The sequence below is a fragment of the Tepidanaerobacter acetatoxydans Re1 genome (genome assembly GCF_000328765.2).
Lineage (GTDB): Bacteria > Bacillota > Thermosediminibacteria > Thermosediminibacterales > Tepidanaerobacteraceae > Tepidanaerobacter > Tepidanaerobacter acetatoxydans.
Genome location: NC_019954.2, coordinates 1,502,616 through 1,517,307, shown reverse-complemented (window position 1 = coordinate 1,517,307; position 14,692 = coordinate 1,502,616). Strand labels below are relative to the sequence as shown.

17 protein-coding genes are annotated in these 14,692 nt (G+C 35.4%); 16 read left to right on the top strand and 1 reads right to left on the bottom strand.

Annotated features, from left to right (window positions below):
- Positions 1 to 2: 2 nt before the first annotated feature.
- From TEPIRE1_RS07405 to pyrR, 6 genes are all read left to right on the top strand, one after another.
- Entirely contained in the window at positions 3 to 626 is a 624-nt protein-coding gene (locus tag TEPIRE1_RS07405) for a DivIVA domain-containing protein (RefSeq protein WP_013778550.1), read from the top strand.
- Positions 627 to 693: 67 nt separating this feature from the next.
- Positions 694 to 996: a DUF5665 domain-containing protein gene (locus TEPIRE1_RS07400; protein WP_013778549.1), complete on the top strand. Its 303-nt coding sequence runs from the start codon at positions 694 to 696 to the stop codon at positions 994 to 996.
- 24 nt (positions 997 to 1,020) lie between these two features.
- Entirely contained in the window at positions 1,021 to 1,662 is a 642-nt protein-coding gene (locus tag TEPIRE1_RS07395; protein WP_013778548.1) for a TraR/DksA C4-type zinc finger protein, read from the top strand.
- Positions 1,663 to 1,750: 88 nt separating this feature from the next.
- Positions 1,751 to 2,212, top strand: a complete 462-nt coding sequence (gene lspA / locus TEPIRE1_RS07390; protein ID WP_013778547.1) for a signal peptidase II — start codon at positions 1,751 to 1,753, stop codon at positions 2,210 to 2,212.
- A 3-nt stretch (positions 2,213 to 2,215) separates the two neighbouring features.
- Positions 2,216 to 3,142, top strand: a complete 927-nt coding sequence (locus TEPIRE1_RS07385) for an RluA family pseudouridine synthase (protein ID WP_013778546.1) — start codon at positions 2,216 to 2,218, stop codon at positions 3,140 to 3,142.
- A 75-nt stretch (positions 3,143 to 3,217) separates the two neighbouring features.
- Complete coding sequence (gene pyrR, locus TEPIRE1_RS07380) at positions 3,218 to 3,754, top strand: bifunctional pyr operon transcriptional regulator/uracil phosphoribosyltransferase PyrR (protein ID WP_013778545.1); 537 nt, start codon at positions 3,218 to 3,220, stop codon at positions 3,752 to 3,754.
- On the opposite strand, the gene TEPIRE1_RS07375 is transcribed toward pyrR, so the two are convergent.
- Positions 3,743 to 5,509 (bottom strand): Rqc2 family fibronectin-binding protein, encoded by a 1,767-nt coding sequence (locus TEPIRE1_RS07375; protein WP_013778544.1) that lies wholly within the window; start codon positions 5,507 to 5,509, stop codon positions 3,743 to 3,745. The two genes, pyrR and TEPIRE1_RS07375, sit on opposite strands and share 12 nt — an antisense overlap.
- A gap of 179 nt (positions 5,510 to 5,688) precedes the next feature.
- On the opposite strand from TEPIRE1_RS07375, the gene TEPIRE1_RS07370 reads away from it, so the two are divergent.
- The 10 genes from TEPIRE1_RS07370 to rsmB are packed head-to-tail and all read left to right on the top strand — an operon-like array spanning position 5,689 to position 14,681.
- The gene (locus TEPIRE1_RS07370) at positions 5,689 to 6,561 is read left to right on the top strand and encodes a YicC/YloC family endoribonuclease (RefSeq protein ID WP_013778543.1); all 873 of its coding nucleotides are present in this window, start codon (positions 5,689 to 5,691) and stop codon (positions 6,559 to 6,561) included.
- An 18-nt stretch (positions 6,562 to 6,579) separates the two neighbouring features.
- Positions 6,580 to 6,870 carry an extracellular matrix/biofilm regulator RemA gene (gene remA, locus TEPIRE1_RS07365; protein ID WP_013778542.1) on the top strand — a complete coding sequence of 97 codons (291 nt, stop codon included), beginning with the start codon at positions 6,580 to 6,582 and terminating at the stop codon, positions 6,868 to 6,870.
- Between the two features lie 11 nt (positions 6,871 to 6,881).
- A complete protein-coding gene (gene gmk, locus TEPIRE1_RS07360) occupies positions 6,882 to 7,499 on the top strand; it encodes a guanylate kinase (RefSeq protein ID WP_013778541.1) in 618 nt (205 codons plus the stop codon).
- Positions 7,496 to 7,705 (top strand): DNA-directed RNA polymerase subunit omega, encoded by a 210-nt coding sequence (rpoZ, locus tag TEPIRE1_RS07355; protein ID WP_013778540.1) that lies wholly within the window; start codon positions 7,496 to 7,498, stop codon positions 7,703 to 7,705. The genes gmk and rpoZ overlap by 4 nt, the downstream gene beginning before the upstream one ends.
- Before the next feature lie 8 nt (positions 7,706 to 7,713).
- A complete protein-coding gene (gene coaBC / locus TEPIRE1_RS07350; protein ID WP_013778539.1) occupies positions 7,714 to 8,925 on the top strand; it encodes a bifunctional phosphopantothenoylcysteine decarboxylase/phosphopantothenate--cysteine ligase CoaBC in 1,212 nt (403 codons plus the stop codon).
- 23 nt (positions 8,926 to 8,948) lie between these two features.
- Complete coding sequence (gene priA, locus TEPIRE1_RS07345; RefSeq protein ID WP_013778538.1) at positions 8,949 to 11,144, top strand: replication restart helicase PriA; 2,196 nt, start codon at positions 8,949 to 8,951, stop codon at positions 11,142 to 11,144.
- Between the two features lie 11 nt (positions 11,145 to 11,155).
- Positions 11,156 to 11,620 carry a peptide deformylase gene (gene def, locus TEPIRE1_RS07340; protein WP_013778537.1) on the top strand — a complete coding sequence of 155 codons (465 nt, stop codon included), beginning with the start codon at positions 11,156 to 11,158 and terminating at the stop codon, positions 11,618 to 11,620.
- A 2-nt stretch (positions 11,621 to 11,622) separates the two neighbouring features.
- The gene (gene fmt, locus TEPIRE1_RS07335; protein ID WP_013778536.1) at positions 11,623 to 12,561 is read left to right on the top strand and encodes a methionyl-tRNA formyltransferase; all 939 of its coding nucleotides are present in this window, start codon (positions 11,623 to 11,625) and stop codon (positions 12,559 to 12,561) included.
- A complete protein-coding gene (locus tag TEPIRE1_RS07330; RefSeq protein ID WP_013778535.1) occupies positions 12,554 to 13,348 on the top strand; it encodes a DUF116 domain-containing protein in 795 nt (264 codons plus the stop codon). Before fmt ends, TEPIRE1_RS07330 begins: the two co-directional genes overlap by 8 nt.
- Positions 13,335 to 14,681, top strand: coding sequence for a 16S rRNA (cytosine(967)-C(5))-methyltransferase RsmB (gene rsmB / locus TEPIRE1_RS07325; protein WP_013778534.1), 1,347 nt, complete (start codon positions 13,335 to 13,337; stop codon positions 14,679 to 14,681). The genes TEPIRE1_RS07330 and rsmB overlap by 14 nt, the downstream gene beginning before the upstream one ends.
- Positions 14,682 to 14,692 lie beyond the last annotated feature (11 nt).

Here is a 14,692-nt window from a genome sequence, read left to right as displayed (position 1 = left end):
TAGTGGATATTTCACCGTTGGAAATTCAAAAAAAAGAATTCAGTAAATCTATGAGAGGCTATAACAAGGAAGAAGTGGACGAGTTTCTAGAAAGGTTAACAGAGAATTACGAGAAAATATATAAGGAAAATAAAGATTTAAAAGAACAAATTGAATTTTTAGAGGGAAAAATACAAAGCTATAAAGAAATTGAAGCTACATTAAAAAACACCCTTGTTTTAGCCGAAAAAACTGCTGAAGAGGTTAAGATAAATGCACAGAAAGAAAGGGAAATAATATTAAAGCAGGCATCTATGCAAGCGGATAAAATATTACGGCGTGCTGAGGAAAAAACTAATCAAATAAATAATCAAAACGAAGAATTAATAAGGCAGTTTTATTTATACAAAACGAGATTTAAGAATTTTCTCCAATCTCAATTGGATTACCTAGACTGCCTGAAGCTGGATATATTTAGTAATAATGTTTCGGATTTGAGGGTATCTATCTCGGACGCTGCGGCTGCTGATGACAAGGGCGATGAGCAAGCATTTACTGCAGAAGTATCAGCTGAAGAAACATTAAGCGAAGAAACACCTGATGAGAGAAGTAATATAGGTGAGATAAGCCTTTTAAAAGAAGAATAGTCTATAAAAACTAAAATTCTGGAATAAAAAAACCTTGTTTGGATAAATTATTTTAGAGGGAACCCTTATGAGTGATAAGAATGAAAAGATTTTTGAGGATTTAAGTCAAAAAATCGATGAGCTTTCAATAAGAATAGAAAAACTCAACTTGGCGGAATATTTGGAAATTTTAAGAGATCCAAAAAAAGTGCTCTACGTTAATTTCTTAGGTGGTATTGCTAGGGGTTTCGGCATGGCCGTAGGATTCACCCTTTTGGGTGCTTTTGTTATCTATATACTTCAACGCATGGTAATTTTGAAATTACCAATTATAGGAACATTTATTGCAGATATAGTAGAGATTGTCCAGAAACAAATTTCTATACGATAACATTAAAAATAAGGAGGTCAATGCTTGCGCCTAAACTATTTTAAGAGCGAACTCGAAAAGCTTAAAAACGAACTAGAGAAACAAATAGACAACTTGACAAAGTACAGCAATGAGTCATTAAAAGAGTCTGTAGGTGAACTTTCAGGGTATGATAATCATCCTGCAGATTTAGGTGCCGAAACATTTGAACGGGAAAAAGATCAAGGTTTAAAAGGAAATGCAAAGCTCTTATTAATGAAGGTCAATCATGCATTGGATAGAATTAGTAACGGAACTTATGGGAGATGCGAAAGATGCGGAAAAATAATTGAAGAAGAGAGGTTAAAAGCCTTACCTTATACGACCTTTTGCGTAGACTGTAAAAAGTCGGAAGAAAAGCCTGGTGACCATAGTAAACGACCTATTGAAGAAGAAGTACTCAATTTTCCTTTCGTCAGAAGTTTTCTTGATGGCACCGGTGAAATAGAGTATGATGGTGAAGATGCATGGCAAGATGTAGCAAGATATGGTACATCTGATGGCCCTCAAGATGTACCTAACGAGGCGGCTTACTATAATGAAACATATGTTGATAGCGATGAAAAGAGAGGTATAGTAGAGAGGATCGATAGTATTATAGATGAAGAAGACCCTGATGAAGATGATAAAAATGAATTTGGGAAATAGATGCCCTTATATGGGCATTTTTTGCATTGAAGTTTAAAACAGTGTATTATATAATTGAAAAAAACGCAAGCTGTGGAGGGTAGCAGTTTTGTATATTATTTTGAGTATAGTTATTTTGGCAGCTGATATGGTAACGAAATATTTTGTACAACGAAAAATGGAACCATATGATTCAATTCCTGTTATAAAAAATATTTTCCACATAACTTATGTACAAAATACAGGTGCAGCTTTTAGTATTTTAAAAGGCAAGATATTTTTCTTTGCTGCGGTTTCAGTTATTATTACATTAATAATTATATTTATAATGATTAAATATCCAATCAAAGAAAAAATTCTCGGAATAGCTATGGCTATGGTTCTTGGCGGAGCTGTAGGGAATCTCATCGACAGGTTAAGATATGGTTACGTAGTTGATTTTTTAGATTTTAGGATTTGGCCGGTTTTTAATATAGCAGATTGTGCTATAGTTGTAGGTACTTTAATTTTGGCATATCTTATAACTTTTCGTGCAGAGCCGGGAAGCTTGCAGAGCAAAAATAGGAGGTAAGTCTTGGATAATAAATATGCATTTACAGTAACGAGAGATGACGAAAAAAAACGACTAGACATTTTTTTAGCTGATAAACTGCAAGATTCCCGAAGCTTTTTAAAAAAGGGTATAGTTGAAGGTTGGATAAAGGTAAATGGCTCTATTGTAAAACCTAATTATAGGTTAAGGCAAGAAGACCAAATAATTGTTACTGTTCCTCAAGCTTTGCAGCCTTTGATAGACCCAGAGGATATACCATTGGACATTATTTTTGAGGATAGGGATATTGTTGTTATAAATAAACCCAGAGGTATGGTAGTTTACCCGGCTCCGGGAAACTATTCAGGCACACTCATTAATGCTCTTCTTAATCATACCAAGGATTTGTCTGCCCGTGGAGGCACAATGCGGCCGGGAATAGTACACAGGTTGGATAAAGATACTTCCGGAGTAATCGTTGTGGCAAAAAATGATACTGCGCATATAAATCTTTCGAAACAACTCAAGAGTCGAGAAGTTAAAAAGGTTTATCAAACTTTAGTGTGGGGCAAGGTTCAGGAAGATAAAGCTACAATAAATGCTCCGATCGGAAGACACCCTATAAAACGAAAAGAAATGGCAGTTACTACAAAAAATTCAAAAGAAGCTATTACGCATTTTAAAGTGTTAGAGAGATTTGATGAATTTACTTTTCTTGAAGTAGCTATTGAAACCGGTCGGACGCACCAAATAAGGGTTCATATGAAATTTATCGGTCATCCGATTGTCGGTGACCCTATTTATTCAAGGAAAAAAGTCCCCTTTGAAATAAAGGGGCAAGCACTTCATGCGTATAAACTTGGCTTTTGCCATCCCAGCAATAATCAGTATATGGAATTTGAAGCACCACTGCCAGATGATATGAGTCTTATATTGAATATATTAAGAAACAGGAAAGTAAATAAATAGATCTTAAGGAAATTTATTATAATTTTTGCCATAGCTTTTTGCTATATGAACATTTAGAAGGGAATGATATTAAAAATGGAAGAAAAGGCACGCATAATGGATGAACAAGCTGTAAATCGTGCTTTAGTTAGAATTAGCCATGAGATTATAGAAAAAAATAAGGGTGTAGAAAATTTGGCAATAGTAGGTATCAGGCGAAGAGGAGTTCCGCTGGCCAAGAGACTGGCAGACTATATTTCTTCCATTGAGGGAGTAAATGTTCCCGTAGGTATTTTGGATATAACTCTTTATCGTGATGATTTATCAAGTTTGACTTCTCAGCCCGTAGTACATAAAACTGAAATACCTTTCAATATAACCAACAAAGATATAGTTTTAGTAGATGATGTAGTTTACACCGGCAGAACTGTAAGAGCTGCTCTTGATGCCTTAGCAGATTTAGGCCGTGCAAAAACAATACAATTAGCTGTACTCATAGACAGAGGTCACCGAGAATTACCGATAAGGCCTGACTTTGTCGGAAAAAATGTTCCCACATCAAGGGAAGAGATAGTAGAAGTTAGATTAGAAGAAGTAGATGGAGAAAACAATGTTGTAATATTAAAACGATAATTTTGAGATAATATTCGCATCAGGTGTTACATAGATAGTTTTTTGATGATAGTATATGACAAAACCAGGTTTTGCTCCCGAAGGTTTCTTTACATGTCGAACTAGTGTATAATCTACTGGAACATTGCTGCTGTTTCGAGCTTTGCTAAAATAAGCAGCTAAAATAGCAGCTTCCACTAAAGTAGTTTCGCTTAGTTCATTTCCATGGCTTTCAATAACTACATGAGAGCCCGGAGTATCTTTAGCATGAAACCATAAATCATCAGGTCTTGCTTTCTTAAAAGTCAGATTATCATTTTGCCTATTGTTTTTTCCTACATAAATTATAAGACCATCTGAAGATTTAAATCGCAACGGCTCTGATGCCGCATTTTTTTGTTGTTTTTTCTTAAGTATCTTAATATAATTTTGAGATTCTAGTTCTTGCCGGATTTCTGACAAGTCTGCCATATTCTGGCTGTAATCTAGATTTACGAGGATACTGTCCAAATACTCAATTTCCTTTAACGTACCAGTTATTCTTTCTTCAAGAATTTTTTTCGTTGATTGCAATTTTTTGTACTTATTAAAATATATTTGAGCATTATGAGCAGGCGATAGTTTCTCATTTAGAGGAATTATAACATCTTCATCCTGGTTATAAAAGTTAGGCAGTTTAACTTGATTTTGGCCGGGTTTTATATGGTATAAATTAGCAGATAAAATCTCACCCCATAATTTATACTTTTGAAAGTCAAAAGTCTTATTTTTTCTTTCTTTTAAATAAGCCAAGTTTTGTTTTAATTTTTTCATGCGCTTTAATACTACTGATTTAATCTGATTTTTTGCAGCATTTAAGACTGTAAGCTCTTTTTTTCGTAAAAAGAAAGAGTCAATGGCATTATTTACCGTAAGATTAGAAAGTGCATGCTCTTCTTGATACACAGTCATAGGAAATATCCAAAAATCTATAGGCTGACCACTACTCCGATCTAAATACAAATGAGGATTAAAGCGGTGCAATATCAAATCTTTCTGTAGATTTACCAGAACTTTTACAATGCCTTTTATTTCATCATCACGAAGCTTAAAAACAGGGGTTTTATGATTTATATTTGCCCTTAAAGCAATCTCTTGAGATGAAATTCCTGAAAAACCTGCAAAATTATCAAGAAGCCATCTGCTCAAAGTTTTTTGACTTTTCAACATAGATGCTTTTTTGATGAAAGAAATAATATAGTTATCATCGACTGATAACAAGTCTGTTTTTTGTTCTAACGGGGGTTGCGTGTACTCTTTTCCGGGAAGAATTTCCCTATATCGATTAACTTCAAAACTTATCCGCTTTATCGAATCTATAATTGTATCAGTATTTAAATCCAATAATATAATATTGCTATGTTTCCCCATAATTTCAATAATGAGCTTATATTCTGCAGGCTGCATGAATTCATCTGTATTTTGTATTATTATTTCAATAATACGCTCTAAACCTTTTTGGGATATTTTTTCTATTTTACCTCCTAAAAGATATTTCCTCATTAACATACAAAACATGGGAGGAGAAGGTGGATTTTTAGCCGATTCATCGGTTAAATGTATTCTGCAGTTTATAGAATCAGCTGACAAAAGTAGTTTATATTCTTGTCTATTGCTTCGAATGGTAAAAATAAGTTCATTTTTATCCGGCTGTGAGATTTTAGCTATTCTGCTTCCGGTTACTGCTTCTTTTAACTCATATATTGTTCCGAATAATGCTATTCCATCAAATGGCATAGAAAAACCTCCTTATCGTGTTTAAGTATAACACTAAAATAAGGCTTTTTGAAGGCGGGTATATTATTGTTTAAAACAAAATTAAATGATATAATAATTTGGACGATTACTGAGTAAACCAGGGTTAACCCTGGTTTAATAGGTTTATTATCTATCACAAATAATAAAAGGGGTTTAAAATGATTAAAAGCATGACTGGCTATGGTCGAGGTGAAAATATTGGCAAATATCACTGGATTGTAGAAATTCGTTCAGTGAATCATAGATTTTTAGATATATTTGTCAGACTACCAAAACCTTGGCTTTTTCTGGAGGAGAAGATAAAAAATTATATTAAGGGGAAAATAGTTCGAGGCAGGGTCGATGTATTTATTAACTTGTATAACGAGAACGTTCCGGTGAATATAAAAATTGACAAAATACTTGTTAACAATTACTATAAAAAATTGATAGAGTTAAAAGATGAAATTGGTTTTGAAGGTCCGATTTCATTGTCACTACTTTCTCTGATGCCAAATATTTTTAATGTGGAAGAAGAACTTCCTACAGAACAAGAGCTTTGGGGTACTTTAGTGCCGTCCATAGATGATGCACTGGAAAACTTATTTAAAATGCGGGAAAAGGAAGGTGAAAACCTCTGGAAGGATTTATATAAGAGACTTGAAATTATTAAGAATAGGACAAAATCAATAGAAGAACTGGCAAAAGTCGCTCCTGCCGAATACAGAAAAAAACTTATGTTCAATCTGGAGCAGCTTTGTAGTGACATTTCACTTGATCAGCAAAGGATTGAGATGGAAGTAGCATTATTTGCTGAAAAAGCTTGCATAACCGAGGAAATAGTTCGATTAAATAGTCATCTAGATCAAATGAAAGAGTTGGTAAATTCTAAGGAAGCAGTAGGTAGAAAAATGGATTTTATTGCCCAGGAGATGTTTCGAGAAGTAAATACAATAGCTGCCAAGTCATTGGATTGCAGCATTTCCAAAGAAGTTATTGACATAAAGAGCGAACTTGAGAAAATACGAGAACAAATTCAAAATATCGAGTAAAAATCAGGAGGTATTAGTGTGGACATTAAACTTGTTAACATCGGATTTGGGAATATAGTATCGGCTAATAGAATAATAGCCATAGTGAGCCCAGAATCAGCTCCTATAAAACGAATAATACAAGAGGCTCGTGACCGCGGTATGCTTATAGATGCCACGTACGGCCGGAGAACCCGTGCGGTTATAATAACAGACAGTGATCATGTAGTTTTATCTGCTATCCAACCCGAAACCGTAGCTCATAGATTGGGTAGCAATAAAAACTTGATAGAAGATGAAGTTGAAGAAGAAGAAACTAATTTCGAATAGAGGGGTTTTCGATGAGGGAACAGGGTATGTTAATTGTGGTATCAGGTCCTTCAGGAGTTGGCAAAGGAACATTGTGTAATATACTTGTAAGTAAAGTTGAAGATGTATTTCTTTCTACATCTGCTACTACAAGGTTACCCAGGCCTGGTGAGTTAGACGGTGTTAATTATATTTTTATGAGTCATGAAAACTTTGAAGATAAAATAAAAAAAGGACAGTTTTTAGAATGGGCTAAGGTATATACTAACTATTATGGCACACCAAAAGATGTTGTTATTAAAAAGCTTAGCGAAGGCAAGGACGTTATTCTCGAAATTGATATACAGGGTGCGGCTCAAGTTAAAAAAAACTATCCTGAAGGGATTTTCATATTTATAGCGCCTCCAAGTATTGAAGAATTAGAAAAACGCATCATAAAAAGAGGCAGTGATACTAAAGATTCTGTTGATTTAAGGCTCAAGTGCGCAAAAGAGGAAATTCAGGCAGCCTTTGACTATGATTATGTTATAATAAACGAAGATTTGGATACAGCAGCTTTAATGCTTCAATCTATAGTCCTGGCCGAAAGATGTAGGGTGTCAAGAAATAAAAAGAAACTTTTGGAGATCAAGGGAGGAAGCCAATTATGATGTATCCATCTATAGATTCTCTTACAACTAAATATGACAGTAAGTATATTATTGCTGTAGCAGCGGCTAAAAGAGCTCGCCAACTGGTAGAAGGTGCAAAAGAACTTGTAGAGGTAAACACGAAAAAACCTGTTTCAATAGCATTATTTGAACTTGATGCAGGAAAAATCCTTATAGAACGGGTTAAACCCGGGGCAAAACAATGAGGTGAACCATGCTTAAAGATAAGTTTGTGGTAATAGGAGTTACCGGCAGTATAGCAATTTATAAAGCGGTAGAACTTGTGAGATTATTTAAAAAAGCCGGTGCTAATGTCCAAGTTGTAATGACAAAATCCGCATGCGAATTTGTCAAACCATTAACTTTTCAAGTTGTGTCACAGAATCCGGTTATTACTGACATGTTTGCAGAACCTTCTTCATGGGAAGTTGAACATGTAGCATTGGCCGATAAAGCCGATATTTTCTTGGTAGCGCCGGCAACTGCAAATATTATTGCTAAGTTGGCCGCAGGAATAGCCGATGATATGCTGACTTCAACGGCACTTGCCACTAATGCAAAAAAGATAATTGTACCTGCTATGAACGTAAATATGTATGAAAATCCTGTAACACAGAAAAATATTGAATTTTTAAGAGCAACCGGTGCTATTATCATGGAACCGGAAGAAGGTGAATTAGCATGCGGATATACTGGGAAGGGTAGGTTTCCCAAACCACAAAATATCATAACTCAAGTTAAGATTATTTTGGGAAAAGATGGTGATTTAAAAGATAAGAAGTTTTTAATAACCGCTGGTCCAACCAGAGAACCTATTGACCCAGTAAGATTTATCACGAACCATTCTTCCGGGAAAATGGGTTATGCTTTGGCCGAAAGAGCAATTCATCGCGGCGGAGAAGTTATATTGATTTCAGGGCCAACGAATCTTGATCCGCCACTGGGACTTTATAAATACATACAGGTCGAAACAGCCCAGGAAATGTTTAAAGCAGTAATGCAACATTATCCGGAGGTTGATGTTGTTATTAAAGCGGCGGCTGTTGCGGATTTTTCACCCAAACATTTTGAAGCGGAGAAGATAAAAAAACATGGCTTTAATATGATTATAGAACTTAAGAAAAATCCTGACATTTTACAAGAATTGGGAAACAAAAAACAGCATCAGATATTGGTCGGATTTGCCGCTGAAACAACTAATGCAGCAGCTAATGCTCAAGATAAATTAATAAGAAAAAATCTTGATTTTATTATCTTAAATGACCTTACACAAGAGGGAGCCGGATTTGCCAAAGATACAAATATAGTAAAAATATTATACAGAGATGGTCGAATTGAAGAACTGCCTAAGATGCTAAAAAAAGATTTAGCTGATGAGATTTTAGATAGAGTATTTTTATATATGGAGCAATATCAAAAACTTTAAGGGTTTTTCGGAGGGGAGGTTTTTTGATTAAAACTTGTTTGGTGGCTGTAGATGTAAGACACCCAAAAGCCAAAAGGGAATATACTTACCTAGTTCCCGAGGATATAGCCTCCTCAATCAATATAGGTGATTTAGTATGTGTTCCTTTCAACAATATAAAAGTAACAGGTGTAGTTACAGAGCTTTTTGATTTTATAGAAAAAACGACGGATTACGAACTTAAAGCAGTCATAAGTAAAGAAGCCATCTCGCTTCCTATGGAATTAGTAGATTTATCCAAGTTATTAGCTGAATATTATGGAACTCCAATTGTCGATTTTTTGAAGCTTATGCTGCCCCCGAAAGTCAGTTCAAAAACAGAATCGGTTTATTCAGTATGTTCTACTGACAAGGTTATATCAAGCAGAGCTTTTAATCAAAAGAGAGTACTAGAATATTTAAAAAATGTAGAAACAGCTACAGTTCATGACATATCAGAAAATCTAAAAATGCCTATTGCATCAGTAAGGTCAGCCCTGACAGCTTTAACTGAAAAAGGAGTAATTAAGAGAGATTATAGAGTAGTCAGAAGGCGGCCTATGGTTATTACGACCAATAATATCTGTGAGCATATTAACTTAACTATTGAACAGCAAAATGCATTAACAACAATAATTAAAAATTTCAATGATTCAAAAAGAACTACCCTTATTTACGGGGTGACCGGTAGTGGTAAAACCGAAGTTTATATTAGAGCAATAGAAAATGTATTAAAAGCTGGGAAAAAGGTTATTATGCTTGTTCCTGAAATTTCTTTAACTCCGCAGATGCTTTCGATATTTCGTAGCCGCTTTCCCGGGAAAACTGCTGTTTTGCATAGCAAACTTTCACAAGGAGAAAGATTTGATGAATGGCAGAGGATATATTCTGGTGAAGCGTTAGTAGTTTTAGGTGCAAGATCGGCCATATTTGCACCTATAAAAGATTTGGGCATGATTATTATAGATGAAGAACATGAATCCTCTTATAAAAATGGGGAACATCCCTATTATGATGCTAGGACGGTTGCCGAATTCAGGGCGAAAAAACAAAATGCCAGCTTAGTTTTAGGCAGTGCCACACCTTCAGTTGAGTCTTTCTATAAAGCTGCTAAGCAAGAATATTCCCTGGCTAAGCTGACGAAAAGAGTTTCAGGAAGATCTTTGCCAAAACTGGAAATAATAGATATGAGGGAAGAACTAAAATCAGGCAATCGACATATTTTTAGTCGGAAATTATTATCCGGCATGAAAGAAACCCTAGAAAAGCACAAACAGATAATACTTTTTTTAAATCGCAGAGGGCATTCGACTTTTGTGATTTGTCGTGATTGTGGGTTTGTATTAAAGTGCAAATACTGTGATATTGCATTGACATATCACTTTGAAGATAAAAGCGGGAAATGCCATTATTGTGGGTACAGCATAAAAGCTCCGGACATTTGTCCAAAGTGTAAAAGTAGGAATATACGATACTTTGGGGCAGGAACGGAAAAGGTGGAACAAGAAGTAAAGAGGTTTTTCCCAAAATGCAGAACTATTAGAATTGATTCAGATTCTACTTCTCGAAAAGGTTCTTTGGAAAAGATGTTATTGAACTTTAAAAGAGGCGGAGCCCAAATACTAATAGGAACTCAAACTGTAGCCAAGGGTCTTAATTTCCCAGATGTGGCACTGGTCGGAATTATCAGCGCGGATACTGCGCTTAACATGCCGGATTTTAGGTCTGGTGAGCGAACTTTTCAGTTGATAACTCAAGTAGCAGGAAGATCCGGCAGAGGAGATACTCCGGGCATGGTATATGTTCAAACATACACACCTGAATCGTTTGCTATAAGGGCTGCCTGTAATTTTGATATAAGCGGTTTTTATCAAGAGGAACTCAAGATTCGCCGTGAAGCTCTTTATCCCCCGTTTTGTCATATGTTAAATATCGTATTTAAAAGTCGTTATGAAGACTTAATAAAAAAAGAAGCTGAAGAAGTAAGACAAATATTATATCAGAAATATAATAACGATATAGAAATCTATGGTCCTGTGCCGGCACCCAGATCAAAGATTAAAGACAATTATAGATACAATATTTTACTAAAAAGTAAGCAAATTCAAACCTTAGTAAATATATGCAACCATATGCAGATCTTAAATAATAATAGAAAAGTCGATATGTCATGGGATATGGAACCACTGGATTTATTATAGGAGGAATGACGATGGCTTTAAGGAATATTAGAGAATATGGCGATGAGGTGCTGAGAAAAAAATCCAGAAATGTAACGGTATTTGATAAGCGCCTGCATACCCTTATATTAGATATGCTGGAAACCATGATGAATGCTAATGGCGTAGGGCTTGCAGCACCACAGGTTGGCATACTAAAAAGAGTAGTAGTTATTGATGTGGGTGAAGGACCGATCGTGCTGGTAAATCCTGAAATAGTTGAAAGCAAAGGAGAAGTAATCGAACCAGAAGGATGCTTGAGTATACCCGGTATATTAGGCGAAGTACCTCGGCCGAGTAGAGTTAAAGTGAAGGCGCAGGACAAGTGGGGAAAATATATTGAAATAGAGGGAGAAGATTTATTAGCAAGGGCTTTATGCCATGAGATAGACCATCTGGAAGGTAAGCTTTTTGTAGATAAAGCCATAAAATTTATTGAACCTGATAGTGAGGAATGAAAATGAAAGTTATATTTATGGGAACCCCTGAGTTTGCCGTTGTACCATTAGAAATGTTAATTAAAGAGAATATAAATGTAGTGGCAGTAGTTACTCAGCCTGACCGCCCGGTGGGTAGGAAAAGGGTAATTACTCCACCGCCGATTAAAAAATTGGCAGTTCAATATGACATTCCGGTCTATCAGCCTGAAAAAGTCAAAGAAGAACATTTTATTGACACACTTATTGCTTTGGAACCTGATATAATAACTGTTGTTGCCTTCGGGCAAATTTTGCCCCAAAGGGTGCTTAAGATACCTAAGATAGGCTGCATCAATGTTCATGCTTCACTGCTGCCCAAATACAGAGGTGCAGCTCCAATACAATGGTCTATTATAAATGGCGAATCAATAACAGGTGTAACGACTATGTGGATGGATGAAGGCTTGGATACTGGAGATATTTTTTTACAGGAGCAAATAGCCATCAAAAATGATTGGACATCAGAGGATCTTTCCAGAGAATTATCATATTTGGGCGGAAATCTTTTATTAAAAACACTTTCATGCATAAAATCAGGTAATTTAATTCGAAAGTCCCAGAATCACGAAGAATCAACATATGCTCCCCTGCTAAAAAAAGAAGATGGCAAAATAAATTGGTTAAAAAACACTAATGAGATTTATAATTTAATAAGAGGAACATATCCTTGGCCAGGATCGTATACCATAAGGAACGGCCGCGAAATTAAGATATGGAAGGCAAAACCATATTCAGCCGGAATAAAATCTCATCCGGGTAGGTTTATGGGTCTGGTAAAAAATGAGGGCTTTCTTGTAGGAACAGGTGACGGTAGTATTCTCATACTTGAGCTGCAAGAAGCTGGCAAAAAGCGGCTAAAGGCAACTGAATACCTAGTCGGCCATGATATAAAAGAGGGAGAATTTTTTGCTGATGTATAAACAAAATGGAGAAACTGTAAAAAAGAGAGTCTTTATTGGCTTGCTTTCTTTCAGCGTACTGCTTATTATTGGAATGATTTTTTCGGGAGTTCTTATTTACTACAATAGATTTGGCAATTGGTATCGCTATATATTGCTTGCAGTAATAATTCTTTTAAGTTTATTCATTTTAATAGTCAGCATAGGCTTGGCTGGAGTTGTTATGACACTCTGGCATGTCAAAACTTTTTTTGGTCTTGAAAAGTTAATGAATACTTCATTAAACATCTTATTTCCTTTAGCCTTGGCCTTAGGGAAAGCCTTTCACATACCTAAGGATATTATTAAAAGTTCGTATATAGAAGTAAACAATAAGTTGCTTCAAAGTCGTAACTACGACCTAACTCCGAATGATATTCTTATTCTTGCACCTCACTGTTTGCAAAAATGGGACTGCCCTTATAAGGTCACAACTGATGTATCTAATTGCAGACATTGTGGACGATGTGATATAGATAAACTTTTAAAGATAAGCAGCGACTATGGTGTGAACCTGACAGTAGTAACAGGTGGTACTTTGGCAAGAAAGAAGGTAATGGATATTAAACCTAAGGCAGTTGTGGCCATTGCATGTGAGAGGGATTTAACCGAAGGAATTCTGGATACAAATCCCTTGCCGGTAATGGGAGTTTTAAATATAAGACCTGAAGGGCCGTGTAAGAATACAAAGGTCGATTTAGAAAAGGTAGCCAAAGCAATTGAATTTTTTTTAAATGGGAAGGAGCAATACAAAAATGTCCAATCCTAGAGAATTGGCCATTTGCATGCTAATAAAAATACAAGAAGGGTCTTATGGGAATTTACTTTTAAATCAACACCTAACTTCGGATATGTCGCTAAAAGACAGAGCATTAGTTACTGAATTAGTTAATGGAGTTGTACAAAACCTTCTGCGAATAGATTATATAATATCACAATTTTCCAAAATAGACTTGTCTAAAATATCGCCATTTGTTAAAAATGCTATTAGGGTGGGAATATACCAAACATTTTTCTTAGACAGGGTGCCGGATTTTGCGGCAGTCAATGAATCAGTAAGTCTTGTTAAAAAATATGAAGGGAAAAGGGCGGCTAATTTTACTAATGCTATTTTAAGGAATGTGCTTAGGAAAAGAGATAAGATAGTATATCCAAACAAGAATATAAATATAGAAAAATACTTATCTATCTATTATTCTTTTCCCTCTTGGCTTATTCAAAGATGGATAGAATTATTTGATAAAAATTTTACCGAAGAATTATGTATGGCCTTGAATGAAAGACCTAAGCCGTGCATTCGGGTAAACACCTTGGTTGCCGATAGAGAAGAATTAGAAAAACAATTATCAGCCGAAGGAGCACGTGTAGCACCTGGTTTGTTTACTGAAGAAACTTTATATATCTTAGATTCACCTCCTATTGCCCAACTGGAAAGTTTTAATAAAGGACTTTTTGCTCCTCAAGATGAAAGTTCTATTATAGCATCATTGGCGGCCGGAGTAAAAAGTAATGACAAAGTGTTGGATGTAGCCGCCGCACCAGGCGGTAAAACTGCTCATATGGCTGCTATTATGCAAAATAAGGGTGAAATAATTGCATGGGATATTCATCCTCATAGAGTCAGACTAATAGAACAAAACTGCCGCCGATTAAAAGCAACTATTGTTGTGCCGGAGGTAAGAAATGCCAAAATACCTGATAAAAATATGTTCAGAAAGTTTGATAAGGTTATAATTGATGCTCCATGTTCTGGGCTTGGTGTTATTCGCAGGAAACCTGATATCAAGTGGTCAAAAAAACCTGAAGATATAACAGCTTTAAAATCTGAACAGAAGGAGATTCTTGAAGTATGTTCAAAATATGTAAAACCGGGAGGTTTTTTAATTTATAGCACATGCAGCATAGAACCTGAAGAAAATGAAAAAAATGTAGATGAATTTCTTGCAAAAAATGATTCTTTTATTTATGATGACTTAAGGCCGTATCTTCCGGAAAAGCTGCATAACAGCCTTAAACAATCCTACGGTTATATCACATTATACCCAAACATACATGGGACTGACGGTTTTTTTATAGCACGTTTAAAAAGGATAAAGGCTTGAAGGAGATATTT